General features: G+C 63.7%; 23 protein-coding genes and 1 tRNA gene. 11 read left to right on the forward strand and 13 right to left on the reverse strand.

Annotated features, from left to right (window positions below; all coding sequences use genetic code 11):
* Genes V6590_RS14605 through phnG form a run of 3 tightly spaced genes read right to left on the reverse strand, consistent with a single transcriptional unit; the run spans position 1 to position 2,131 of the window.
* Entirely contained in the window at positions 1-1,107 is a 1,107-nt protein-coding gene (locus tag V6590_RS14605) for a carbon-phosphorus lyase complex subunit (RefSeq protein ID WP_335424365.1), read from the reverse strand.
* Positions 1,107-1,676, reverse strand: a complete 570-nt coding sequence (gene phnH, locus V6590_RS14610; RefSeq protein WP_335424367.1) for a phosphonate C-P lyase system protein PhnH — start codon at positions 1,674-1,676, stop codon at positions 1,107-1,109. Before phnH ends, V6590_RS14605 begins: the two co-directional genes overlap by 1 nt.
* The gene (gene phnG / locus V6590_RS14615; RefSeq protein WP_335424369.1) at positions 1,673-2,131 is read right to left on the reverse strand and encodes a phosphonate C-P lyase system protein PhnG; all 459 of its coding nucleotides are present in this window, start codon (positions 2,129-2,131) and stop codon (positions 1,673-1,675) included. Before phnG ends, phnH begins: the two co-directional genes overlap by 4 nt.
* Before the next feature lie 102 nt (positions 2,132-2,233).
* Here phnG and phnF point away from each other — a divergent pair, with 102 nt between their 5' ends.
* Positions 2,234-2,944, forward strand: a complete 711-nt coding sequence (phnF, locus tag V6590_RS14620) for a phosphonate metabolism transcriptional regulator PhnF (protein WP_335424371.1) — start codon at positions 2,234-2,236, stop codon at positions 2,942-2,944.
* A 65-nt stretch (positions 2,945-3,009) separates the two neighbouring features.
* Positions 3,010-4,182: an alpha-D-ribose 1-methylphosphonate 5-triphosphate diphosphatase gene (locus V6590_RS14625; protein ID WP_335424373.1), complete on the forward strand. Its 1,173-nt coding sequence runs from the start codon at positions 3,010-3,012 to the stop codon at positions 4,180-4,182.
* Between the two features lie 3 nt (positions 4,183-4,185).
* On the opposite strand, the gene V6590_RS14630 is transcribed toward V6590_RS14625, so the two are convergent.
* Together V6590_RS14630 and V6590_RS14635 are read right to left on the reverse strand one after the other, a co-directional pair.
* The gene (locus V6590_RS14630; RefSeq protein ID WP_335424375.1) at positions 4,186-4,860 is read right to left on the reverse strand and encodes a 5'-methylthioadenosine/S-adenosylhomocysteine nucleosidase; all 675 of its coding nucleotides are present in this window, start codon (positions 4,858-4,860) and stop codon (positions 4,186-4,188) included.
* A gap of 57 nt (positions 4,861-4,917) precedes the next feature.
* Complete coding sequence (locus tag V6590_RS14635) at positions 4,918-6,363, reverse strand: aldehyde dehydrogenase family protein (protein WP_335424377.1); 1,446 nt, start codon at positions 6,361-6,363, stop codon at positions 4,918-4,920.
* Between the two features lie 186 nt (positions 6,364-6,549).
* Between V6590_RS14635 and V6590_RS14640 the strand changes: the two genes are divergently transcribed.
* From V6590_RS14640 to V6590_RS14655, 4 genes are all read left to right on the forward strand, one after another.
* Positions 6,550-7,443 carry a glycosyltransferase family 92 protein gene (locus V6590_RS14640; protein WP_335424378.1) on the forward strand — a complete coding sequence of 298 codons (894 nt, stop codon included), beginning with the start codon at positions 6,550-6,552 and terminating at the stop codon, positions 7,441-7,443.
* Positions 7,440-8,213, forward strand: a complete 774-nt coding sequence (locus tag V6590_RS14645; protein WP_335424380.1) for a glycosyltransferase family 25 protein — start codon at positions 7,440-7,442, stop codon at positions 8,211-8,213. The genes V6590_RS14640 and V6590_RS14645 overlap by 4 nt, the downstream gene beginning before the upstream one ends.
* Positions 8,214-8,249: 36 nt before the next feature.
* The gene (locus tag V6590_RS14650) at positions 8,250-9,161 is read left to right on the forward strand and encodes a glycosyltransferase family 8 protein (protein ID WP_335424383.1); all 912 of its coding nucleotides are present in this window, start codon (positions 8,250-8,252) and stop codon (positions 9,159-9,161) included.
* Between the two features lie 187 nt (positions 9,162-9,348).
* Positions 9,349-10,005, forward strand: coding sequence for a peroxiredoxin (locus V6590_RS14655; protein ID WP_335424385.1), 657 nt, complete (start codon positions 9,349-9,351; stop codon positions 10,003-10,005).
* Between the two features lie 52 nt (positions 10,006-10,057).
* On the opposite strand, the gene arsJ is transcribed toward V6590_RS14655, so the two are convergent.
* From arsJ to V6590_RS14670, 3 genes are all read right to left on the reverse strand, one after another.
* On the reverse strand, positions 10,058-11,305 hold the full coding sequence (gene arsJ / locus V6590_RS14660; protein WP_335424387.1) for an organoarsenical effux MFS transporter ArsJ: 1,248 nt from the start codon (positions 11,303-11,305) through the stop codon (positions 10,058-10,060).
* Positions 11,306-11,376: 71 nt separating this feature from the next.
* The gene (locus V6590_RS14665; RefSeq protein ID WP_335424389.1) at positions 11,377-12,384 is read right to left on the reverse strand and encodes an ArsJ-associated glyceraldehyde-3-phosphate dehydrogenase; all 1,008 of its coding nucleotides are present in this window, start codon (positions 12,382-12,384) and stop codon (positions 11,377-11,379) included.
* 4 nt (positions 12,385-12,388) lie between these two features.
* Positions 12,389-13,234 (reverse strand): metalloregulator ArsR/SmtB family transcription factor, encoded by an 846-nt coding sequence (locus tag V6590_RS14670; protein ID WP_335424391.1) that lies wholly within the window; start codon positions 13,232-13,234, stop codon positions 12,389-12,391.
* Positions 13,235-13,387: 153 nt separating this feature from the next.
* On the opposite strand from V6590_RS14670, the gene V6590_RS14675 reads away from it, so the two are divergent.
* From V6590_RS14675 to V6590_RS14685, 3 genes are all read left to right on the forward strand, one after another.
* Positions 13,388-13,462 (forward strand) — tRNA-Gln (locus tag V6590_RS14675).
* 191 nt (positions 13,463-13,653) lie between these two features.
* Positions 13,654-14,520, forward strand: coding sequence for a glyoxalase III HchA (hchA, locus tag V6590_RS14680; RefSeq protein WP_335424395.1), 867 nt, complete (start codon positions 13,654-13,656; stop codon positions 14,518-14,520).
* A gap of 20 nt (positions 14,521-14,540) precedes the next feature.
* Complete coding sequence (locus tag V6590_RS14685; protein WP_335424397.1) at positions 14,541-15,239, forward strand: PA1136 family autoinducer-binding transcriptional regulator; 699 nt, start codon at positions 14,541-14,543, stop codon at positions 15,237-15,239.
* A gap of 16 nt (positions 15,240-15,255) precedes the next feature.
* Here the strand turns inward: V6590_RS14685 and V6590_RS14690 are convergent, their stop codons facing one another.
* Positions 15,256-16,833, reverse strand: coding sequence for an RNA repair transcriptional activator RtcR family protein (locus V6590_RS14690; RefSeq protein ID WP_335424399.1), 1,578 nt, complete (start codon positions 16,831-16,833; stop codon positions 15,256-15,258).
* Positions 16,834-17,012: 179 nt separating this feature from the next.
* On the opposite strand from V6590_RS14690, the gene V6590_RS14695 reads away from it, so the two are divergent.
* Positions 17,013-18,569 (forward strand): vWA domain-containing protein, encoded by a 1,557-nt coding sequence (locus V6590_RS14695; RefSeq protein ID WP_335424401.1) that lies wholly within the window; start codon positions 17,013-17,015, stop codon positions 18,567-18,569.
* A gap of 601 nt (positions 18,570-19,170) precedes the next feature.
* Positions 19,171-20,583 (forward strand): RtcB family protein, encoded by a 1,413-nt coding sequence (locus tag V6590_RS14700; RefSeq protein ID WP_335424403.1) that lies wholly within the window; start codon positions 19,171-19,173, stop codon positions 20,581-20,583.
* A gap of 39 nt (positions 20,584-20,622) precedes the next feature.
* Here V6590_RS14700 and urtE read toward each other — a convergent pair whose 3' ends face one another.
* From urtE to urtB, 4 genes are read right to left on the reverse strand one after another with little or no spacing between them, the layout of a single operon-like run.
* A complete protein-coding gene (gene urtE, locus V6590_RS14705) occupies positions 20,623-21,318 on the reverse strand; it encodes an urea ABC transporter ATP-binding subunit UrtE (protein WP_335424405.1) in 696 nt (231 codons plus the stop codon).
* On the reverse strand, positions 21,318-22,061 hold the full coding sequence (urtD, locus tag V6590_RS14710) for an urea ABC transporter ATP-binding protein UrtD (protein ID WP_335424406.1): 744 nt from the start codon (positions 22,059-22,061) through the stop codon (positions 21,318-21,320). Before urtD ends, urtE begins: the two co-directional genes overlap by 1 nt.
* Positions 22,058-23,305: an urea ABC transporter permease subunit UrtC gene (gene urtC / locus V6590_RS14715; RefSeq protein WP_335424450.1), complete on the reverse strand. Its 1,248-nt coding sequence runs from the start codon at positions 23,303-23,305 to the stop codon at positions 22,058-22,060. Before urtC ends, urtD begins: the two co-directional genes overlap by 4 nt.
* A gap of 19 nt (positions 23,306-23,324) precedes the next feature.
* A complete protein-coding gene (urtB, locus tag V6590_RS14720) occupies positions 23,325-25,265 on the reverse strand; it encodes an urea ABC transporter permease subunit UrtB (protein WP_335424407.1) in 1,941 nt (646 codons plus the stop codon).
* Positions 25,266-25,292 lie beyond the last annotated feature (27 nt).

Genomic DNA, 25,292 nt, shown 5'->3' on the forward strand with positions numbered 1-25,292 from the left:
TCATTCCGCCGCCTCCTGCTGCCTGTCAGATGCCGCGGCGGCGCGCAGCTTGCGGATCAGCTCCAGTTCGGACTGGAAATCGACGTAATGCGGCAGCTTGATATGCTCCAGAAAGCCGGTCGCCTGAATGTTGTCGCAATGCATCAGGACGAATTCCTCATCCTGGGCCGGAACCCCGGCGCTGTCTTCGCCCAGTTCACGCCAGCGCAATGCGCGATCCACCAGGCTCATGGCGATGGCCTTGCGTTCGGATTGGCCGAAGACCAGCCCATAGCCCCGGGTGAATTGCGGCGGTTCGGTCTTGCTGCCGGTGAACTGGTTCACCGTTTCACATTCGGTCAGCTCCACCTCGCCGATCTCCACCGCGAAGCCAAGCTCGGGGATATCCACCTCGACCGCCACGGTGCCGATGCGCAATTCGCCGACAAAGGCATGGGTCCGGCCATAGCCGCGCTGCGTGGAATAGGCGAGCGAGAGGATGAAACCTTCATCTCCCCGGGCCAGCGCCTGCAGCCGCAACGGGCGGGCGGCGGGCAGTTCCATCGGTTCGCGCGTCAGATCGGGCGGCGGGGTGTCGCAGGCAGGTTCGGGCTGGATCAGCCCGTCGCGGTTCAGAAACCCGGTGACATGCGGCACCCTGTCTGCCGGGGCGGCGGGTTCTGCGGGCGCGGCACCAGCGGCAGGCTGCGGTTCCTCGCCCTCGGCCATCAATGCGAAATCCAGCAGGCGATGGGTGTAATCGAAGGTCGGGCCAAGGATCTGCCCGCCCGGCACATCCTTGAAGGTGGCGCTGACCCGGCGATCCACCGCCATGGCGGCGGTTTCCACCGGGTTGGATGCTGCCAGGCGCGGCAGGGTGGTGCGATAGGCGCGGATCAGGAAGATCGCCTCGATCAGATCGCCCCGCGCCTGCTTGATCGCCAGCGCGGCCAGATCGGGATCATAGAGCGAGCCTTCCGCCATGACCCGGTTCACCGCCAGCGCCAGCTGTTCGCGGATCTGCGGGATCGTGAGCGCGGCAATGCTGCGGTCGCCCCGCCGTTCATCCGCCAGCCAGGCATGGGCGGCATCAATGGCGCGTTCGCCGCCTTTGACTGCGACATACATCAGCGTTCCTCCACCCGGGTTGATCTGGGCAGGCCCGCGATCCGGTCTTCTGCCGTGAACAGGAAATCCAGCCCCATCGGAAACAGCGCCCGATTGGCCTGAAAGGCCGCCGTTTCGGGCAGGGACAATTGCGCCGTTTCGCGGATGCCGGGGCCGGACAACCGCGCGCCCTGATCGGACAGCGCATCGCACAGCACGATCAGCGTGGCCGAACGGTCGGGATAATCCGGCAGGCCCGGCGAAAACCGGTCGATCGGGGACAGGTCGGCCCAGCTGCCAAGGGCAAAGCTGGCCTCTGACGCATCCACCAAGGGGGCCCCGATGTGAAAGGCGATCCAGTCACGCACGGCCTGGGTATCGGCGGCACCGGCCAGATGCAGCGGCGTGGTCGGATCGGCCAATGTCAGAAGCGCCACCCCCGCCGCGATACTCAGCGGCTCTGGCGGCACGGCGCCATCAAGCCGGTGAATGGTGCCGGGGTGGGCCATCGCCTCCAGCACGCTGCGAAAGGCGCGGGCCGACTGGATCGGCGCATCGGCAAAGCCGCCGGACAGGGCTTCGGCGTTCATTGGTCTTCCCCCCGGACCATGGTGAAGAAATCCACCTTTGTGTCAGCCGCGCGGGCAGCACGGGCGGCGCGGGCCGCTGCGGCATCGGCGGCCAGCACCTCCAGCACGTCGCGGCGGATGCGCGGGGCTGTTTCGCCCTGCAACAACGCATCGGCCACAGCGGCGCGCCGGGCATGATCGCGGTCGCGGCCCTGCACCCAGGCATGGCCCACCGACCCATCGCCAAGCCGCACGGCGCAGCGCGTCACGGTCATTTCACCCAGATTGAACGGGGCCCCAGTGGCCCCGGTGCGGCCCCGCACCATCACCGCGCCGATTTCCGGCGCGCGCAGGGTTTCGTGGTCAGGCAATTGCGGCATGAGCGCGGCCAGACGTGCCGGGCTGGACTTGGCCAGAAGGGCCATCCAGCCCGGTCGATCAAGGGGGGGCAGGCTTTGCATTTCTGATCTCGACATCTTGCTGATTTGTCTAGGACACTATACAACTAGACAAATCATAGCGGCGACGGCGCGAAAGGCCAAGCCCGGACTTGTGAAATCTTCATGACAGGAGCCCGCATGGCCCGAACTCCGCTTTGGCAGACCATCGCCTCCACGCTTGGCCGCGAAATCGCCGAGGGGCTGTATGCGCCAGGCACCAAATTGCCGACCGAGGCCGCGCTGGCGGCGCGCTTTGGCGTGAACCGCCATACGATCCGGCAGGCATTGGCGCATCTGGCCGAACAGTCAGTCGTGCATGCTCGGCGTGGATCGGGGGTCTATGTCACTGGCAAGCCGACCGAATACCCGCTGGGCCGCCGCGTGCGGTTTCACCAGAACGTGCTGGCATCGGGCCGCAGCCCTTCGCGGCGGATCACCCGGCTGGAAACCCGCCCCGCCACATCGACCGAGGCCGAGGCGCTGAAGCTGGACCCCGGCAAGGCCGTGCATGTGATCGAAGGGGTTTCGCTGGCCGATGACCAGCCGCAGGCGCTGTTCCGGTCGGTCTTTCCGGCCGAACGCTTTCCCGATCTGCTGGTCGCGATGCGCGATCATCCTTCTGTCACCGCCGCGCTGCTGGCCTGTGGTCTGGCGGATTATACCCGCGCCGAAACCCGGCTGACGGCGGTGCTGGCCGACGGGCTGCAGGCCAATGCGCTGATGTTGCCTGCGGGGGCGCCTTTGCTGCGGTCGGTGGCGGTGAATGTGGCAGAAGGTGGCGCCCCGGTGGAATTCGGGATCACATGGTTCGCAGGTGACCGGGTGACCCTGACGGTGACCCCCGGCTGATCCGGGCTGTCATCGCCCTGTCATCCACAGGCGCTAGGCGGGGCGCCTTGAAAGGAACCATGCCCATGCCCCGCATCGCCCCCCTGCGTCTGACCCATGCCCGCTGCCTGATGGAAGGGCGGATGGCCGATCATGCCCTGACCATCGCCGATGGCCATATCGCGGAAGGCTCCGCGCCCGAGGTGAACCTGTCGGACTATCTGCTGTTGCCCGGCATCATCGACCTGCATGGCGACGGGTTCGAACGGCATCTGACCCCGCGCCCGTCTGCCCCGTTTGACCGGGTGAAGGCGTTGTCATCGGCGGCTGCGGAACTGGCGGTGAACGGGATCACGACCGCATGGTTCGCCCAAAGCTGGAGCTGGGAGGGTGCGCATCGGTCGGGCGCGGCGGCGGTTGCGCTGATGGAGGCCATTGGCCGTGCCCGCCCGGCGCTGTTGCCCGATCTGCGGATGCAGCTGCGGCTGGAAACCCATGTGACCGATGAACATCCCGAGGTGATTGCGGCGGTCGAAACGCATGGCGTGGATTTCGTGGTGTTCAACAACCATCTGCCCGAAGCGCAGGACATGGCGCGCAACGATCCGGCGCGGCTGGCGCAATGGGCGGCCCAGACCCGCCGCAGCGGGGCCGAGATGATGGCGATTGTCGAGGCCGCTGCCGCGCAGGCGCCTGCTGTGTCGGCAGCTCTTGCCGCGATTGCCGAACGTTTTGCCCGGATGGGGGTGCGGCTGGGATCGCATGATGACGACAGCGCCGAAACCCGGGCCTTCTATCGTGACATCGGGGCACCGATCAGCGAGTTTCCGACAACGCTTGATGCCGCCCGTGCTGCCCGCGCGGCAGGCGATCCGGTGTTGATGGGCGCCCCCAATGTGGTGCGGGGCGGCAGCCAGTCGGGCAATATCGCCGCCGAGGCGTTGATTGCCGAAGGCCTGGTCGATGCGCTGATGTCTGACTACTACTATCCCGCTCTGGCGCAGGCGGCCTTTGCGCTGGAGGCACGGGGTATGCTTGATCTGCCGTCGGCCTGGGCGCTGATATCGGCACATCCGGCACGGATCATGGGCATGGCGGATCGCGGCCATCTGGGCCTTGGCGCGCGGGCCGATCTGGTGGTGGTGCATCCCGAAACGCATCGGGTGGAAATGACGCTTTGCGCCGGGCGCATCGCGCATCTGTCGGGGGAACTGGCGCGCCGGGTCTGGGCCTCTGCTCCGCAGGCAGTGGCAGAGTAGGGGTCAGCGCAGGGCTGCCAGCCCACCGCTGGCAAGGGTCTGGGTCAACCGGTCCACCGCCCCGGCCAGTTTTTCGTCGATGATGTGCAGGTATTCGTGCCAATCGTGAACGCCTTCCAGCGCACGGTCGCCATCTGAAATGCCACGCAGCGCGATCAGCGGCAAGTCCAAGGCCTGACAGGCGCGCAGCGCGGCCCAGGTTTCCATATCGACCATGTCTTCGGGCAGGGCGGCATAGCCTGCGCCCGACACGACATCCGCCCCGGTGGACAGCGTGGCCATGGGCAGGCCCGGGATGCGCAGGGGCAGGGGCAGCGTGGCGGGCAGGCCCGACAGCGGCGTGACCCCCTTGGGAAAACCCAGTGGCGAGGCATCAATGTCACGCCAGCTGACGCTGATGGCCTGATAGACCCCGGTCTTGGTCAGCCGCGCCGAACCGGCAGAGCCCAGCGATACCACAAGATCAGGCAGGGCCCCAAGGGCGGCAAACTGCGACAGGGCCAGCGTCAGCGTCACCCCGGCCTCAACCGGGCCGATGCCGCACAGAAGCGGGCGGAACCGGGCCGCAAGATGGGGGCCATACTCTGCCTCGGCGGCCATCACGAACAGAAGGCGCAACGGACCGACCGGGCAAAGATCAACGCTTTGGCCCTGCGGGCCTGGAAGGGGGCGGGGCATGGCAACTCCGGCGGGAAACGGCCCCTGAAAGGTGGCCGTTTCCCGGGATGCGGTCAATCACTCTGCTGCACTGTCCCAGCCAGAGATCGCCTTGACTTCAAGGAATTCCTCGATCCCCCAATGCCCGCCTTCGCGTGCCCGGCCCGATGCCTTGATGCCGCCGAAGGGCGATCCGGCACCGCGCGATTTGCCGTTCATTTCCACCATGCCCGACCGCAGCGCGCGGGCCAGACGGTTGCGCCGAGCACCATCCTGCGACTGGACGTAATTCGTCAGGCCATAGGGCGTGTCATTGGCGATGCGGATTGCCTCTTCTTCGGTATCGAAGGGGATAATCGACAGGACGGGGCCAAAGATTTCTTCGCGTTCGATGGTCATGCCCGGGGTCACGTCGGCAAAGACGGTGGGTTTGACGAAGTAACCGCGATTGAGGTGTTCGGGCCGGCCCAGACCGCCCGCCACCAGACGCGCGCCTTCTTCGATGCCCTTCTGGATATAGCCCTGAATCTGTTCCCACTGGCGCTTGTTCACCACCGGGCCGATATGGTGGCCTTCTTCCGATGCCGGGCCGACCGCGATCGACCGGGCCACTTCGCCCGCCTTTTCCACGGCGGCATCATAGATCGACCGTTCCACCAGCATGCGCGAGGGCGCGTTGCAGCTTTGGCCGGTGTTGTTCATCATGTGGCGCACGCCACGTTCCACGGCGCGATCATCGGCATCGGCGAAAATCAGGTTGGCCCCCTTGCCGCCCAGTTCCAGCGTGACGCGTTTCAGCGTTTCGGCGGCGGCCTTGCTGATGGCCTTGCCCGCGCGGGTCGATCCGGTGAAGGAGATCATTTCCACATCCGGGTGTTCGGACAAACGGCTGCCCACGCCCATGCCATCGCCATTCACCAGGTTGAACACGCCCGGCGGCAGGCCCGCATCATGCACGAATTCGGCAAAGAGCATTGAGGACAGCGGCGATTCCTCGGATGGTTTCAGCACGCAGGGGCAACCCGCCAGCAGCGCAGGGATCACCTTCAGCGTGACCTGGTTCATCGGCCAGTTCCACGGCGTGATCAGACCGACAACCCCGATCGGTTCCAGCGCGATGCGATCATTCGGGGCATGGTCGCCCAGCGGCCGAACCCATTCGATTTCGTCAAAAGCGGTCAGGAAATTCTTCAGGTGCCAGGGCAGGCAGGGGGCCTGCGAATTGCGCGCCAGATCCATCGGTGCGCCCATTTCCATCGAGATGGCCTTGGCCATTTCCTCGACCCGCGCCTCGTATTGTTCAAGGATCTTGGCCACATAGGCGCGGCGGGTGGCGGGGGGCGTTGCGGCCCAGCCGGGGAAGGCGGCCTTGGCGGCGGCCACCGCCCGATCACAATCGGCGGCACTGCCAAGCGAGATCACGGCGCAGGGCTCTTCGGTCGATGGGTCGATCACCTCGCAGTCGCGGGGGGTCAGGGGCGCGACCCAGGCGCCGTTGATGTAGAAGTCGCGTTTCTCGATCATCTGATCCTCCGGGGGTTTGGCGGCACTATAGGCGGCGCCAGACGATGGGCAAGCATAATTTGATCAAATTATGCGGCAGGCTTGTCCCAGCGTATCAGTTGGGCCAGCAGGTGAAAGGGCAAGGCGCGACGAATTCTGTCGCAAAGCGGGTTTTGCGTCGGCGGCACTGGGCTGGTATCAGGGGGCATGTTCGGATTCCTCACCCGCGCGCGCAGCATCACCCGCATTGCGCTGACCCCACCCGCCCCGCAACCGGGGCGGCAGGGTCTGGCCATCGGCTTGATCGTCAAGAACGAATCCCGTCACATCGGCGAATGGGCGCGGTTCCATGTCGAAGCGGGGGTGCGGCATATCCATGTCTATGACAATGGATCCACCGATGGCACGGTTGAGGCGATCCGGGCCGCAATCGGCGATGCCTGCAGCGTGATCCCCTGGGATCAGAAGCTGCGCGATGCGCGGCGCGGGCTGGAGATCCACAATCAGGTTCTGGCCTATGCCCATGCGATCCGCAATTTCGGCGGGCGCTACCGCTGGATGGCGCTGATTGATGTGGATGAATTTCTGGTGCCGAAACGTGCCGCCAGCCTGCCCGAGGCGCTGGCCCATCTGGAACACTGCCGCAATATCAGCCTGCCCTGGCATATGTTTGGCCGTTCGGGGCATCTTGAACCGCCGGAAGGCGGGGTGCTGCGGAACTATACCCGTCGCAATCCCGATCCGATGAGCGATGCCAAGGGGCTGCGCAATTTCAAGATGATCGTCGATCCCTGCGCCGTGACGGCGATCAAGGTGCACGAGATCGAAACCGGGGGCGGCATCACCTGCAATGATCGCGGCGCGGCATTCACCCATGCCACCCGCACCCAGGCCCAATTCTACAGCGCCGATCATATCCAGCTGAACCACTATTACACCCGGTCGGATGCGGAACTGCGCGCAAAGATCGCACGGGGCCCGAACCTGACAACCCCGGATGCCGACCATCTGCGCCGCGTGCTGCGCAAGGTTGATGCGATCGAAGCGGGCGAGGTCGAGGATCGCGCCGTGATCGAGTTTCTCGAAAGGACAGGTGGATGACCCGGCTGGACGTTCAGTTGATCAACCTCGACGGCAGCGATGTCCGCCTGGCCCGCGCGACGGCCGCGCTGCAATCCGCAGGTATCCCCTTTCGCCGTCTTCCCGCGTTTGACGGTCGTGGCAAGCGCCCCGAGGATCTGCCGCTGTATGATCCTGCCGCGGCACTGCGCAGCTTTGGCCGTAAGCTGACCGGTGGCGAGATCGGATGCTTCCTGAGCCATCTGGAGGCAGCGCGGCAGTTTCTGCAGTCGGGCGCAGACTATGGCTTGGTGCTGGAGGATGACCTTTCGATCAATGATCCTGACCTCGCCGCAATCCTTTCGGAGCTTCTGGACGCACTGCCCGGGGTGCTGGCGCAAAAGGCCTGGCATGTCGGCAACCTGGGACGCGCAGCACCGGAGATGTCGTCGCCCATTGGCCCTATCGCTTCGGGCCATGTCCTGGTGCGTGCCCATCTGTTTCCCGTAACCACGACGGCGATCCTCTGGTCGCGTGATGGTAGTGCGGGCTTTATCAGAGATGTGCAGCGCATCGATATGCCGGTGGACCAATGGCTGCGGTGCTGGGCTTCTGCCGCAGACACCGGACTTGCAGTCAATCCGGCGCTCTTTGGCACCTCTGGCGCGGCGAGTGAGATCGATGCCTCGGCCTCGCGCAGCAAATCCGTATGGCGGGGGCCACGCTATGCCATCGCTCGGAAACTGTGGCTTTGGCGAAACACCCGGATTGCGCGTCGTCATCGGGTGGCGTTTTCCAAGCTCCGCCCATAAGCGACAAGAAATGCCTGAGTGCAGGAGTTGGCTTCCATGATCTCCCACCCCGTCAAGATCGCCTTCGTTACGGATCGCGGCTATTTGAGGCCTACGCTTGTGGCGATGTGGAGTTTGCTGGAAAGGCTATCCCGGCCCGGCGAAGTGCATTTCTGGGGGGAGGGCCTGTCAGAGACCGAGTGGGAGGCTGTCGCGCGGGTGTGTGCAATACGGCCAGATTGTCGGCTGGTCACAAGGTCTCTTGATACGGCCGAACTGGGTAACTTCCACTGGGAAAGCACCTACATCACCGCTGCAACAATGGGGCGGCTATTCCTGCCCCGCCATGTGGCTGGACGCATTCTGTATTTGGATGGCGATACGATCATCCGGGGCGATGTGGCGCCTTTGTTTGACCTTGATCTGGGTGACGCGCTGATTGGGGCGGTGCGCGATGAGCCGACCGCAAAACAGATGGTCAAGCGCAAACGAGGGCGAAAGCTGCGCCCCGCGGCAGCCGAGCGGATCGAAGCCATCGCCGCCTTTACTGACCCCGCATGCTATTTCAATGCGGGTGTCCTGCTGCTCGATTCCGACCGCATCCGCGCCACTCCAGGCCTGCTCGACCAGCTTGAGGACGTGAATGCCGCGTCGACCTTCACGATGTGGGACCAGGATCATCTGAATGTAATCTTTGCCAATCGCACTCATTTTCTGAATCCGGCATGGAATGCCTCATGGGCGCGTGCTGGTAAGCAACGCGACCTGAGCCAGGCGCTTGGGGCAGAGGCTGACGAACTTGCACCTTTGCCAGACACTGTCATCCAATTTCACGGGCCAAGCAAACCGTGGTTTGCGCCTCGGCGCGATCTCTGGAACAGGGCAGCGCGCGCAACGCTGTCTTACCGGCAGCAGTTGCGCCGCTTCCTGCGCGCATTCCCCGACCTGGTTTTGCCAAAGAAGGGATGAAAGTTGTGGCGTCTCGTCACCAAGACGAACAGCTTGCGGCCCAAGGCACTCCGGCGACGCAAAACCGTGCTTATGGGCCGGTAGGTTGGCACGGAGTCCTCAATTGTCTGCCGATGCGTCTTGGGGGCTGAAATCCGGTCAGAATTCAACTATGTGATCTTCGACTTACCCTTGCAGGAGCCCGTCCATGTCCGTCCGCATCAATGACATCGCCCCCGATTTCACCGCTGAATCCACCGCTGGAACCATCCGGTTCCATGACTGGCTGGGCGACAGCTATGCGATCATCTTCAGCCATCCACGCGATTTCACCCCGGTTTGCACAACCGAATTCGGTGCCGTGGCACAGCTCGCGGGCGAATTTGCCAAGCGCAAGACCAAGGTGATCGGCGTTTCGGTCGACTCGGTCGAGGAACATGGCAAGTGGAAGCGCGATATCGAGGCCTTTGCCGGCAGCCCGGCCGATTTCCCGATCATCGACGATACCAGCCTGACGGTCGCCAAGGCCTATGACATGCTGCCTGCCGAATATTACCTGCCCAGTGAAGGCCGCACCCCGGCGAATACCGCCACGGTGCGCACAGTCTATATCGTGGGGCCGGACAAGAAGGTCCGCCTGACCATGACCTATCCGATGTCGGTGGGCCGCAACTTTGCGGAAATCCTGCGCGCGCTGGATGCGGTGCAGGCCACCGATGGCGTGCCGATCGCCACCCCGGCCAACTGGGTGCCCGGTCAGGATGTCATCGTCGCGCTGAGCTTGAATGACCAGCAGGCGACCGAGAAGTTTGGCGCGCTGGACATCAAGCTGCCCTATCTGCGCTTCGCCAAACAGCCGCAGTGATGCGCGTCGCGTAAACGGATGACCGGCTTGCCCCCTGGGCAGGCCGGTTTTTTCATGCGCTGGTCAGCCGCCGCGCCGCCAGCCAACTGGCCAGTGCCATCACCCCCGCCGTGGCCAGACAGGCAGGCAGGCCACCGATCTGATAGCTGATGCCCGACAGCAGCGTGCCCAGCAGCCGCCCGGCGGCATTGGCCATGTAATAGAACCCCACATCGCGCGTGATGCGTTCCGCCGATCCATAGGCCAGGATCAGGTAGGAATGGACCGATGAATTTACGGCAAAGACAAAGCCGAACACCAGAAGGCCCGCGATCAGGGTGGCCGTGAGCCAGGATGCAGGACCGCCCGCCAGCAGCGCCGCTGCGGCCAGCAGGAAGGGGATCGGCACCAGCAGGCCCGACCAGAAAATCGCCTTGCGCGTGGTCTCGGCCTCGGGCTGGCCCTTTGCGCCCAGCAGTCGCGGGGCAAAGGCCTGCACTGCGCCATAGGCGATGATCCAGAGCGCCAGAAACCCGCCGATCAGGAAAAACGCCTCGCGCCGGCCTTCTGCCGTGCCATCCGACAGGATGGACTGAAAATAGACCGGCACTCCGACCACGAACCACACATCCCGCGCGCCGAACAGAAACAGCCGCGCCAGCGACAGGCGGTTGACCTTGGGATCGGTGGATCGCCAGCCGCCCCAGGCCTCTTCCGATTTCATGCGCCCGGGCAGGCCTGCGGGCAGAAACAGCACCACCGCCGCAAGGATCACCGCCAGAACCAGCGCCATGCCCCACACTGCGGCGTGAAACCCGGCCAGCGCCAGCAGCGCAGCACCAAGGAAAAAGCCCAGCCCCTTGACCGCGTTCTTCGATCCGGTCAGCGCCGCAACCCAGCGGAACAATCCGCCATCAGCAGAAGGGGCCAGCAGTTTGACCGCCGATTTGGAAGACATCTTGGCCAGATCCTTGGCGATGCCCGACAGGCCCTGCACCGCTATCACGAAAGCCACCGATGCGGCAACGCCCCAGGCCGGATCCAATTGTGCCAGTGCCACCAGGGCGCCGATCTGCAGGGCCAATCCACCATAGAGCGTGGCTGCCAGCCCGAACCTGGCGGCCAGCCATCCTGCCGCCAGATTGGTGACGATACCTGCGATTTCATACAGCAGGAACAGCCAGGCCAGTTGCACCGGGGTAAAGCCCAGACCGTTGAAATGCAGCAGCACCAGCATCCGCAGCGCGCCGTCGGACAGCATGAAGGCCCAATAGGCGGCCGTAACGGCTGCATAGGCGCGGATCGGATCGGGGCGGGTCATGGGGTGGATTTCCTGATGGGTGACAGACCGGGGCACATGGCGCCCCGGACCGATTGAAGCCGGACGCGGGATCAGAGGTCCCGCGCCACCATCCGGGCAATGTCGGCCAGACGGCAGGCATAGCCCCATTCATTGTCATACCAGGCGTAGATCTTCACCTGGGTGCTATTGATCACCATGGTTGATGGTCCATCGACGATGGAAGATCGCGGATCATTGGTGAAATCGCACGATACCAGCGGGCGCGTTTCAAAGCCGAGGATGCCCTTCAACGGGCCCTCTGCCGCTGCAGCGAAGAAGGCATTCACCTCTTCGACGGTGGTGGGCCGCTCCACCTCGAACACACAATCGGTGAGCGAGGCATTGAGCAAGGGCACCCGCACGGCATGACCGTTCAGCCGACCCTTCAGTTCGGGATAGATCAGGGTGATGGCGGTTGCGCTGCCTGTCGACGTGGGGATCAGGTTCATCAGCGCCGAGCGGGCACGGCGCATGTCCTTGGCTGGGCGGTCCACGATGGTCTGGGTATTGGTCACATCGTGGATCGTGGTGATCGATCCATGCCGGATGCCAAGGTTTTCGTGGATCACCTTCACCACCGGCGCCAGGCAATTGGTGGTGCAGGAGGCCGCAGTGATCAGGGTCTGGCTGCCATCATAAAGATGATGGTTCACCCCATAGACAAGGTTCAGCGCCCCGCCATCCTTGACCGGCGCGCTGACCACGACCTTCTTCACCCCTGCAGTGTAATAGGGCGCGACCTTGGCACCGGTCTTGAAGACGCCAGTGCAATCAATCACCAGATCGACGCCCAGTTCCGCGAGTGGCAGGGTCTCGATGGTTTTTTCATGCGTCAGGCGGATGGTCTGACCGTCCAGCACCAGCGCACCATCGGCGGCGGCGACCGGCGTGCGCCAGCGACCATGCACGCTGTCGAACTCCATCAGCAGCGCGTGCTGTTCCGCGTCGCCTGCCGGATCGTTGATCAGAACGATCTCGCCCCCGGCGCCGGTATCGATCAGGTCACGCAGCACCAGTTTGCCGATGCGGCCCAGGCCATTCACTGCAATGCGGGGCATGGTCTTATCCTTTTTCGGCGGTCTGGGCATCAGTGCCGATAGCATCGACATGCGCTTGCAGTGACAGTCGGTTCAGGCTGTCGAAGGGCAGGGCAACAAAGGCCGAGATGCGCCGGCGTAGCGCGGCATAGGTCTGGGCAAAGACCAGCGCCTTTTCGGCATCGGTCCCGGTGGCCTTCACCGGGTCGGGCAGACCCCAATGGCCGGTGATCGGCTGGCCCGGCCAAGGCGGGCATTCTTCGCCGGCTGCGGTGTCGCAGACAGTGAAGACGAAATCCATCTTGATCGACCCCGGGGCCTGGAATTCCGAGATATGCTTGGACCGCATGTTTGCAGTGTCGTGCCCATTGCGCTGCAGGATCTCCAGCGCGATCGGGTTCAGCGCGCTTCCCGGGCGGGTGCCTGCCGAAAAGGCCTGAAACTTGCCTTGACCAAGATCGCGCAGCAGCGCCTCGGCAAAGATCGACCTGGCGGAATTGCCCGAGCAGATGAACAAGACGTCGAAATCAGTGTCTTTCATGGTTCTGTCCCTTTGGTTCTGGTCCATCGCGGCCAGCAGATCGGGCCGGCCACGCCCGACATCCAGCGCGAGATAGCCCAGCAGATGTTCGGCATTCGCAAGGTCAACGGCGTAGTAAAGCGACCGCCCCTGCCGCGTGACGCCCACCAGCCCGGCCTCGGCCAGATCCGCGAGATGGTGCGACAGCGTGTTCTGTTTCAACACCAGCGCCGCAGCGATTTCCGTGGGGCGAACCCCGTGCGGCGCAAAGCGCATCAGCAGACGAAACACAGCCAGCCGGTCAGGATGACCAAGCGTGGCAAAGGCAAGGGCGGCGTGATTCTTCTCCATATTTCCTAATTTCAGGAACTATAGCGTGAAGTCCAGTGAAGCTTTCATGACGGCATCTGCGGCAGCCTGGGCCCGTTCCCTGACAGGATGCGCAGGATTTTTGTTCACCCCCTTGCACCCGCGCCTGCCCTTGGCTAAACACCCGCCCACGGTTGGGGCGTCGCCAAGTGGTAAGGCAGCGGTTTTTGGTACCGCCATACCTAGGTTCGAATCCTAGCGCCCCAGCCAATCCCTGCATCAGTGTCATGTGTTTCGCGGAACGCAGAACGCGAAAGGCTTGCCGCATATGGCGACCGGGTGTCGAGATGCAGAAGATGTGACGCAAGGGCAATTCGGAATTGAGGGTTTTCCCTCATTAAACCCGATAGGATGCGAGCCTAATTCCGCAAGACAGAAATAGTTCACCAGAAGGTATCGCGATGACCAGCCCCAAAGCCGAAGACCTGCGTCCGACCCCCGATCCCGCAGAGCACAATGCCTTTTTCCCCTCGGCCTATTCGCTGAGCCAGTTCACCGCCCCCGTCAGCGATCTGTCGGGCGCAGAATATCCCGATGCCTATACCGGCGGGCGGTGGAAATTCCTCGTGATCGGGGCGGATGAACGCTATTTGCCCATGGACAATGGCACGATGTTTTCCACCGGCAACCATCCGGTCGAAACCCTGTTGCCGATGTATCATCTGGACAAGGCGGGTTTCGGGTTTGATTTTGCCACGCTGTCGGGCAACCCGGTCAAGTTCGAATTCTGGGCGATGCCGCAGCAGGACCAAGAGGTTGTCGGCCTGTTTGACCGCTATGCCGAGCAGATCAAGGCGCCGAAAAAGCTTTCGGATGTGATCGCAACGGCGCTTGGGGATGACTCGGATTATCTTGGCGTGTTCATCCCGGGTGGCCATGGCGCGCTGATCGGCCTGCCCAAAAGCCCGGATGTGAAGGCGGTGCTGGAATGGGTTGCAGAAAAGGACAAGTTCCTGATTTCATTGTGCCATGGTCCGGCGGCCTTTCTGGCAGTGGGCAAGGGCAGCCCGATCTATCGCGGGCGCAAGATCGTGGCTTTCCCTGATGCAATGGATGCGAAAACGCCGGAAATCGGTTACATGCCGGGCCACCTGACCTGGAAATTTGGCGAAGAACTGCAGGCGCTGGGTTTTGAGCTGATGAATGACGGCATTTCCGGCGCGGTGCACAAGGATGGCAAGATCCTGACGGGGGATAGCCCGCTGGCCGGAAACGCCCTTGGCAAGCTGGCGGCGGCCGAGGTTCTGGCCAACCTGCGCGCAAAATGATGCGCGCGCCCGGGGATAGGGTGCTTGAAAGCCTGCTGCAACTGGGCAACGCAGACAGCCTGGACAATGTTCAGGCCATCGTCTGCCGTCTTGTGGCACCGCTTGGCTATGATCGGGTGCTGTTCTTTGCGACAACTGCGCAAAGCGATCCGATTGTGGATCGTATCTACTGGGCGGAAGGCGATTGGTTCGGCGACGGCAGTTCTGTCGATGCCGAAACCTATCAGCGCAGATGCCCGATCGCCCAGCATATCCTGACGGCGCGGGGCCCCTTCTTCTGGATCAAGACGGCTGATCACGGCTATCGTGTTGTGCCCAAACCGACCGGGTCCGGCATCAAGGGGTTTCAGGTGCCGGTTTACGGGCCAATCGGGCTGGAGGGTGCCGCGAGCTTTGGCGGCACCCGCATAGACTCCGCCGCGCGTACGCAGCTTTTGCTCGAACTGGTTGCAGCAGTCGCCTTTCGCCGGTGCCGCCATTTGCTGGATGGCGACGCGCAGGCCCTGCCGCGCACGCTGTCGGTGCGTGAACGCGAGGTGCTGGGATGGGTCGCCGCAGGGCGCAAACACGCCGAGATCGCCCAGACACTCGGCATTTCCGAACGAACCGTCGAAAATCATTTGCGCAATGTCCGTCACCGGATCGGGGTCAAGACCACGTCACAGGCAGTTCAGGCTGCCATAAGGCTGGGCGAGCTGATCCTGCCACAAGAGGATTGAACACAGCCCATCGGGGTCAGTCGTCGGGATGCCCGGTGACGGCAGCCCAGTCCAGCCCGAACCGCGCCAGATACTTGCGCAGCCTGTCGGCGTCATTCTGGCTGGCTTTGCCTGCGCGCGAAACGGCGAACAACTGCCGACCGGCGGCTGACAGGGTGGGGCAATCCCGGCAGGTGCGGATCACTGCGGCCAGTTGGGCACGGTCGAATTCATCAAGGGCGACGCCGGGCAGCACCGCCTGCAGCAAGGCCATATCGCCATCGGCATCGGCTGCCTGCCATTGGGCGCACAGATGGGCGATCTCGGCTTCAACCATCGGCACCGTGATCCGCCCGCGTTCGGCCAACACTGTCATCCGATGGGCCGAAGCCTGAAGATCGCGCAGATTGCCGGGCCAGCTGGTCGCCGGGTCTTCGGCAAAGCGCAGATAGCGGGCCAGGGCATCGGCATTGAAACCGGTCTTGCGGCCCAGCTGCCGTTCACTTTTGTCAACCAGATCCAGCACCAGCGCCCGGATATCGCTGCGGCGTTCCCGCAAGGGCGGCAGACGGAACACCCATTGCGACAAGCGGGCCAACAGATCGGCCCGCACCTGCCCCGACCGGACAAGCGGGCCGGGATCATTGGCCGCGGTGGCGATCAGATGGAACCGGGTTGTCACTTCGGCATCAGACCCGACCGGACAGTAGCGCCCGGTTTCGATCACCTGCAGCAGCGCGGCCTGTTCATCGGCGCCCAGCGTTTCAATCTGCTCCAGCAGCAGTACGCCACCATCGGCTTCGCGCAAGAAACCGGCGCGTTCGCTACCGGGCTGGCCGGTTGCGGCACGGCGCTGGCCAAACAGGGCCGGTAGGGCCTGTCCGCCGCGCAGCGTTGCGCAATTCACCTGCACCAGACGGCCCTTGATCCTGCGGCGCACCAGTTTGAGTTCGTGAATCCGGGTCGCAAGGGCGGATTTTCCGGTGCCGTGTTCCCCCAGCAGCAGGATCGGCGCATCGGAGGATGTGGCGACCAGGTCCAGCCGCTGGGCCAGTGCCAGCATCACTGGATTGGTGGTTTCCACCCCACCCAGAAGCAGGGCCGAATGTTCGCGCGCTGCCGCCTCGAACCGGCGCTGCAGGGCGTTGTAGCGCGACAGATCGAGATCGATCACATCCAGCTTGCCCTGTGGCGGGTCACCGTCACGCGGCGGGCCGGATTGCAACAGGCGGGCGGGGATATGGCGGCTTTCCGTCAGCAGGAACCAGCAAATCTGTGCCACATGCGTGCCCGTGGTCAGATGAACGTGATAGCGTTCGCGATCCTCGTCAAATCCGTAATTGGCGGCGAAGTCATACAACTTGCCATAGACTTCCTGAAAATCCCAAGGATCGGCCATGTCGAGGCGCACCAGCCGGACCTCGGTTTCGGGCGAAACCTGACCGATGGCAGCCGCAATCTGGCAAGCAAGATGATAGTGCCGCCCGTCATGGATCAGTTCCAGCCGGTCAACGGGAAATCCGGGGTGCTGGCACAGCTGAACGGAAGGCCGCCAGGGGCGACGCTTGCCCATATCCAGCTGGGTGCCAAGAAAGCCGATGACGACGTTGCGCATGGTTGAATGATCCATTGGGATAATTCGCTATACAGCAGGATATGAATTTTAGGAAGCTGCATCGTGATTCTACAAGAAAATGATTTAATTTCATATACTTATGCGACAATTTCGATTTCCTTCATTTTTCGCGCTGGCCGGGTCACAAACAAGGGGCGAAAACAGAAGGGACGACGATCATGGCAAACAAATCCGTGTTTGCATCGCTGGCGGGGCGGCTCCTGCCGCGGGCAACCGAGACCAACGCCGCCGGGGCGAAGGCCTATGCTTATGGCGCCGAACACAAGCTGACGCAGCTGGCCATGACCGGCACTTTTGGCGGCGGCTTCTATCAGGATGCGCAGGCCGAGGTTTCGGCGATGGTTGAGGCGGCGATGGCGGTGGAGCCGCTGTTTCTGGCGCAGGCGGCTGTGCATGTCCGCGAAAAGGGGCATATGAAAGACACGCCTGCGCTGTTGCTGGCGGTGCTGTCGGCCCGCGATCCGGCGCTGTTTGCGCAGGTGTTCGGGCGGGTGGTCACCTCGGGCAAGGTGCTGCGGGGCTTTGTGCAGATCCTGCGGTCCGGGCAGACGGGGCGGAAATCGCTGGGCACGCGGCCCAAGGCGATGGTGCAGCATTGGCTGAACAGCGCCACGGATGCGCAGCTTCTGGCGGCATCGGTCGGCAATGATCCGTCGCTGGCCGATGTGATCCGGATGGTGCATCCGAAGCCGGAAACGGCGGAACGGGCGGCCTTCTATGCCTGGCTGATCGGGAAACCTGCCGATACGGCGGCGCTGCCCGCGCTGGTGCAGGATCTGCTGGCCTTTCGGGCCGGGGCATCGGACATAGTGCCGGATGTGCCGTTTCAAATGCTGGCCGATCTGCCGCTGACGCCCGCGCAATGGGCGGAGGTGGCGCGCAAGGGCTCGTGGCAGATGCTGCGGCAGGGGCTGAACATGCTGCACCGCAAGGGCGCCTTTGGGCTGCCTGGCGTGGTGGATCATGTGGCAGGCGTGCTGCGCGATCCGGCGCGGATTCGGGGGGCCAAGGCGCTGCCCTATCAGCTTTTGGCAACGCTGAAGGCGCTGTCGCCCGAGGTGGATGCAAAGCTGCGCGCGGCGCTGCATGACGCGATGGAGCTTTCTGTCGCCAATGTGCCGGTGTTGAGCGGGTCTCTTGCGGTCTGCCCCGATGTGTCGGGGTCGATGTCTTCGCCGGTGACGGGCTACCGGCCTGGTGCCACCACGGCAGTGCGCTGCATTGACGTGGCGGGGCTGGTCGCGGCAGCGGTGTTGCGCAAGAACCCCAAGGCGCGCGTCCTGCCGTTCGAGGTGGGGGTGCGCGAGGCCCGGCTGGAGGCGCGCGACACGATCCTGACCAATGCCGCGAAACTGGCGGCACTGGGCGGGGGCGGCACGAACTGCGCGGCACCTCTGGCGGCGCTGAATGCGGCAGGCTTGGCGCCCGATCTGGTGATCTTCGTCTCGGACAACCAGTCCTGGATGGATGCGAACCGGGGCGGGCAGGCGACGGCGATGATGTCGGAATGGACCAGGCTCAAGACCCGAAACCGGGCGGCGAAACTGGTCTGCATCGACCTCCAGCCCTATGGCACCACGCAGGCGGCAGAGCGGCGCGATGTGCTGAACATCGGCGGTTTCTCGGATCAGGTGTTCGAGCAGATCGCCGATTTTGTCGCCGGGCGGATGGGGCCGGACCATTGGGTCGGCCAGATCCGGGCCGTCGATTTGTAACCCTCCCCCGGCGCCCGTGCTGGGGGAGACCGAAACGTCCGGCGAATGCCGGTGAAACTACAGCTTGTCGCAGATTCGAATCCTGCCTGCCATATCGGGCAGTAGCTCAGGGGTAGAGCAGTGTCCCAAAGGACGGTTTCACCACCCTTGTCGCCGGAACCATGAAAGGAGAATGACCCGGCGAATGCCGGCAAGGACTACAGGTAAGGCACCGGGCAACCGGCATACGCAGGTTCGAATCCTGCCCCGCTTTGGCGGGTCGCCAAGCGCATGTCCTGCCAGAAACTTGTCGCCGGACCCGATCAGATATCGGGGCGAATGCAGAAGGGATTACAGCTCAACTCGGGATAACCTGTGGGGTTCAAGCCCCCACCTTGCAGGCGGCCAACGGTGTGGCCGGGGTTCCCATAGTCTCTTCCCCCTTGTCGCCCCGACCTTGAACACCTCGGCGAATGCCGTGCGGCACTACCGCCTTCAACGCGCGTGGTCGCGGGTTCGAATCCCGCCGCACCCTCCACCCTGTGGGTGCGTAGCTCAGATGGACAGAGCACGACGTGTCGCCACCCCCTTGTCGCCGGGGCCAGAAACATGAGTGAATGAGATGATGAATGATGATGCACCTTCCCCCGTAACCGGGGCTGACCTGATCGGCTGGGGCCATCGTCCCGGCCCGGCATTTCCGGATCTTCTGACCCGTGCCAATGCCGCGCGGGCGCAGGGTCTTGGCCTGATCCGCATCCGGCAGATGCTGGAGGCCGATCTGCCACCGCCTACCGCCGAACCGCTGGCGCTGCGCCGGGCGGGCGATGTGCCGCTGCATGTCAGCATCCGCGCCGAAGATGCGGATGAGCAGAAGAATGTGGCCGATGTGCTGGCCACCATGGCCGAGGTGCTGAAGACGCCCACGGTCGAGGCGGGGGCCTTGATGCCCGATGCCTGTCCGGCAGGGCATTTGGGCACCATTCCTGTGGGCGGCGTGGTGGCGGCGCGCAATGCGATCCATCCTGGCATGCATTCGGCCGATATCTGCTGTTCGGTGATGATCACCGATCTGGGCATGGTCGATCCCAAGGCGGCGCTGGATGCCGCGCAGGCGATCACCCATTTCGGGCCGGGCGGGCGCGATCAGGGCAACCGATTTACCGTGTCGCTGGATCTGCTGGACCAGTTCCGCGCCAACCCGTTCCTGAACGGCACCCGGATGCTGCACTCTGCGCAGGCCCATATGGGCACGCAGGGCGATGGCAACCATTTCCTGTTCATCGGGCGGTCGCGCGCCACCGGGCGGGTGGCCATGATCACCCATCACGGATCGCGCGGGCCGGGCGGTTTGCTGTACAAGCAGGGGATGGAGGTGGCCGAGCGGTTCCGCCGCGCACTATCACCTGCCACATTGAAGCAAAATGCCTGGATTCCGGCCGATACCGACGAAGGACGCGACTATTGGCAGGCGTTGCAGATCATCCGCAGCTGGACCAAGGCCAACCACAATGCGCTGCATCAGGCGGTGGTGGAGCGTCTGCGCGCCGAACCGGGCGACCGCTTCTGGAACGAACATAACTTCGTTTTCAAACGGGGTGATCTGTTCCTGCATGGCAAGGGGGCAACCCCCGCCTGGGGTGATTATGCCGAAGATGCCACCGGTTTGACCCTGATTCCGCTGAATATGGCGGAGCCGGTTCTGGTGGTGCGCGGGCGCGATGCCGCCCATGCGCTTGGCTTTTCGCCGCACGGGGCTGGGCGCAATTTCTCGCGCACGGAACATCGCCGCCGCATGGGGGCAATGACCCCTGCGCAGATGTTGGCTGCCGAAACGGCGGGGCTGGATATCCGCTTTCACGCCGGGGCGGTCGATGCGTCGGAGCTGCCCTCCAGCTATAAACGCGCCGGGGCGGTGATCGACCAGATTCGCGATTACGGTCTGGCCGATGTGGTTGATTGCATCGATCCCTATGGCTGCATCATGGCGGGGGATCTGCCCTTGCCTTGGCAGACAAAGCGTACCCGGCGTTAGCCGGGTGCGTTCTTCGGCTTGCCGGGGGCGATCCGGGGTCTAGACCGATACCGCCTGGCGCAATTCGGACTTGTCGAAACTGCTGGCTGCGCCCCCCAGCGACATGGCGCCACGCCGCATGACATAAACCTGATCGGCCAGCCCGTAGGCAAATTCGAAATACTGTTCGACCAGAACAATCGCCATGTCGCCCTTGTCCTTCAGATAGGTCAGCACATGGCCGATCTGCTGGATCACGCTGGGCTGGATGCCTTCGGTCGGTTCATCCAGCAGCAGCACCTTGGGGCGCATGATGAGCGCGCGCGCGATGGCCAATTGCTGTTGCTGCCCGCCCGACAGATCGCCGCCGCGCCGGTGAAGAAAATCCTTCAGGATGGGAAACAGGGTGAACACCTCATCCGGGATCTGGTGTTCCGACCGTGGCAGGACGGCAAAGGCGGTTTCCAGGTTTTCCCGCACGCTGAGCAGCGGAAAGATCATCCGCCCTTGCGGCACGACCGACAGGCCGCGCCGCGCCATTTCCTGCGGGCGACAGACGGCCAGGCTGGACCCGTTCAGCGTGATGGTCCCGCCAGATCGTGGATGCGTGCCTGCCAGCGCCTTGAGGAATGAGGTCTTGCCCACCCCGTTTGGCCCCATGATGCAGGTGATTTCTCCAGGTTTTGCGGAAAAATCAATGCCATGCAAAATCTGGCTACCGCCGTAATGCAAGGTCAGTCCCGATGTTTGCAGCATTAGCCCCGCCCCAGATAAACGCTGATGACCTGCGGATTTGCGGTCACATGATCCAGTGATCCTTCGGCCAGAACCGCCCCTTCATGCAGCACGGTCACCCGACAGTTCAGCCTGCGCACAAAATCCATGTCATGTTCCACCACCACCACCGCACGGGTTTTTGCCAAGGATACCAGAAGGGCGGTGGTCTGTTCCCGCTCTGCCGGGGTCATGCCTGCGGCGGGTTCATCCACCAGCAGAAGGCGCGGTTCCTGCGCCAGCAGCATCGCGATTTCCAGCCATTGCTTTTGTCCGTGGCTGAGTTCACCCGCCTTGCGGGGCAGATGATCGGCAAGGCCAACTTCTTGCGCCAGTTCCTTGACCCGGATCAGATCGGCGGGCTTCGGGGCCCAGAACAGAACCCGCCACGGGCTGCGCGCGGCCTTCAACGCAAGGATCAGATTGTCCTGCACGCTTTGATCTTCGAACACGGTCGGACGCTGGAACTTGCGCCCGATCCCTTCGCGGGCAATCCGCGCCTCGTTCATGCCCAGAAGCGATATGGAACGGGGGCCAAAGGTGACGCTGCCTTCATCCGGGCGGGTCTTACCGGTGACGATATCCATGAAGGTGGTCTTGCCTGCGCCATTGGGGCCGATGATGGCCCGCAATTCGGCCGGGCCGATGGAAAAGGACAGGTTGTTGATGGCGCGGAAGCCGTCAAAACTGACCGAGATACCCGAAACTTCCAGCAATGCGGTCATGGCCGGACCTCCTGTTTCCGGGCTTCCTGTTCCTGCAGGCTGCCTTCATTCGGCCCCAGCGGTGCGCCCTTGCGGTAAGGTGCGGTGACATGCTGCAGCCGGTCGAAGATGCCGCCGATGCCCTTGGGGGCAAACAGGGTGACGGCAACGAACCCCGTGCCCAGCAGCACCAGCCACCAATCCACCCAGTTCAGCGAAACCGGTCCCAGCGGGATATTGGGCAAGCGCCCCGAGGTGAAGGCACTGGACAGCAGCGACACCGCAGCTGCGCCGATGACTGCGCCATAAAGCCGCCCGCGCCCGCCAATGGCGACCCAGACCGCCAGATAGATCGATGCTATGGGGGCGAGTTCAGCCGGGTTGATGATCCCGGCCTGAGGGTAATACAGCACCCCCGCCAGTGCCGCGATCAGCGCGGTCAGGGTAAACAGGAACAGCTTGTACACCTCGACCGGATAGCCCAGAAACCGCACCCGCGCCTCGTCATCGCGGATGGCCCGGATCACGCTGCCAAACTTGCCCGATACCAGCCAGGCAAGCGTCAGATAGCCCAGACCCAGGGCCAGCGCCGACGCCCAGAAGAACCACATCGAAACGGCATCCTGGGAAACATCGGTCAGACCCGGAAGGTTCTGCAGGCCGGAAAGACCATTGTTGCCGCGCAGGCCGCTGTCGTTCTGAAACAGGTAAAGCGCCAGCGCCAGCGTCATGGCCTGCGTCAGGATCGACAGGTAAACCCCGGTCACGCGGCTGCGAAAGGCCAGCCAGCCGAAGACCGCCGCCAGAAGCCCCGGCACCGCCAAGGCCAGCATCAGTTGCAGCGGCAGGCTATGGGCAAAGCTCCAGATCGCGGGCAGATCGGATGACCCGACGACGCCGAAAATCTGGCCTGCGATCCCTTGGGAGATCTCGTCCGGTGTGGCGGGCAGGCCACCCTGCGCCAGTGCCTGAACCACGATTTCCTCGGTCCGGGCATACATCAGCCACATCCCGATCATATAGCCGCCCAAGGCAAAAAACGCCATGTGGCCCAGGGACAGGATGCCCGCATAACCCCAGATCAGATCCATGGCGAGGGCGACAAGGCACAGGCAAAGCGTCTTGCCCAGCGTTTTCACATAGGAGGTGGACAGCGCGCCAAACCCGTAGGCCTCGGATGCGATGGTTACGGCAAGGGTGAACAGGGCCAGCAAGGCGATGAAGATCAGCACCGAAGGATGCCGGGCAAAAAAGCTGCGGTGCAGTAGGGTCGGGGTCATGGTTTCAATCTCCGGCCGCGCGTCCCCGCAGGGCGATGATGCCGCGCGGACGGACCTGAATGAACAGGATGATGAAAAGGATCATGTAGGTCTGTGCGGCAAGGGTGTTGGCGGGGTTCAGAAACTCGATCACCTTCTGCAGGCTGCCGATCATAGTGGCCCCTGCCAGCGTGCCCCAGACATTGCCGACACCGCCGACCACCACCGTCATGAAGGATTGCACGATGTAATCGGCTCCCATTTCTGACGTGACCTTGGCATAAAGCCCAATGGCCACACCGGCGATGCCCGCGATCCCCGACCCTAGGCCGAAGGTCAGCATGTTGATGCGGTCGGGGTTGATGCCCATCGACGCCGCCATGGCCGGGTTCTGGGTCACGGCGCGGACCTCCAGCCCCAGACGGGTGCGCTTCATCAGGAAGAGGAAGAACAGCAGGAAGATCAGCGCCAAGACAAAGATCGCGATGCGGATATAGCTGACCTGCACCACGTCGTTGAAGGTCAGCGCCCCGTCCAGCCAGCCGGGTGCCGTCAGCGGGCGCGCCTGGGTGCCAAACACATTCTTCAGGATCTGCTGCAACGCAATGGAGATGCCGAAGGTCGCCAGCAAGGTTTCCAGCGGGCGTTTGTACAGATGCCGGATCACCAGCCGTTCCATTGCGACGCCTGCGCCGAAGGTCACCGCAAAGGCCAGGGGCAGCGCAATCAGGATCGACAGCGTGTAGTCGGGCACGAACAGTTGGACGACAAAGCCGGTATAGGCGCCAATGGTTATGAATTCGCCATGCGCCATGTTGATGACACCCATCACGCCAAAGGTGATGGCAAGGCCGATGGCGGCCAGAAAATAGATCGCGGCCAGCGACAGGGCATCCAGCCCCAGATCGGCGGCCTGCATCACCGCCACCTTGTTGCCGATGCGCGCCATCGCCCCTGCTGCTGCGGTGGTCACGCTGGCGTCAGGTTCCAGATAAACGTCATAAAATCCGTGGCTCGCCACTGCGGCGCGGGCTTCATCATCGGTGGCGGCGACCGGCACCTTGCCCGCCTGTTCCAGCGCGGTATAGGCCCGGTCGCGGGCGGATTGCGTATTCAGATCGGCCAACGGGATACCTGCAACGCTGCCATCGGCCAGATGGGCCAGAATGGCCGCACGTTGGTCTTCGCGGGTCAGGCGGGCGGGGGCAATCCCGGCCTGAACCAGCAGATCATAGGCCTCGGCCTCGGTCAGATCGCGGCCCGGGCGCAAGGTGCGGGCGATGTTGCCCTGTGGGGGGGCGGTAGCCGCCACCCGGGTCGTGGCCAGAAGCGGGGCAAGGGCCGCGCGCACATCCAGTGCCGTATCGCTGCCCAACGCCTCGATCGCTGCCACGCGCGCCGCCGGGTCGGGATCAAACCGCAGGGTCAGGAACAGATCCAGCCGCTGCTTGCGGGCCTTCAGCGCCGGGTCGGTTTCGCTGTCGATGGACGCGCGCAAAGGGGCCAGGGTTTCCGCCGTGGGATTGCGCGCGATCGAGGTCAATGCCGCGTCGCGGCGGGCCGGATCGGGGTCTGACAGGGTGAACTGCACCAGCGCCGCCGCGATGACGCCCCGCACACCGGCATTGGGCTTCAACTCGGTCAGGTCGGGCTTGGCGGCCGATCCGCCATCGCTGCCATCCAGCGCGGTCAGGGCAAAGCTGCCCCCTTCGGGCCGGGCCAGAAACAGCGCGCCATCGGTCTTTCGGACCACCAGCCGCTTTTCGGCCCAGGCTTGCAGGATGTCATCGGCCATCGGATCGCCGCTGGCGGCCAGCGCATCAATCACCGGGCCGATGGTCTGGCGCGAGGGCTTTTCGATCTGGGCGCGGTTCTGGGCTATGATCTCGGCTGCACTGGTTTGGGCACAGGCAAGCGCGGGCATCAGCCACAACAGGGCTGCAGCTAGGCAGGCGATCAGGCGCATCGGACTTCCGGAAAAAAGGGGTGCGGG

This window comes from Gemmobacter denitrificans, from assembly GCF_036964905.1.
Lineage (GTDB): Bacteria > Pseudomonadota > Alphaproteobacteria > Rhodobacterales > Rhodobacteraceae > Gemmobacter > Gemmobacter denitrificans.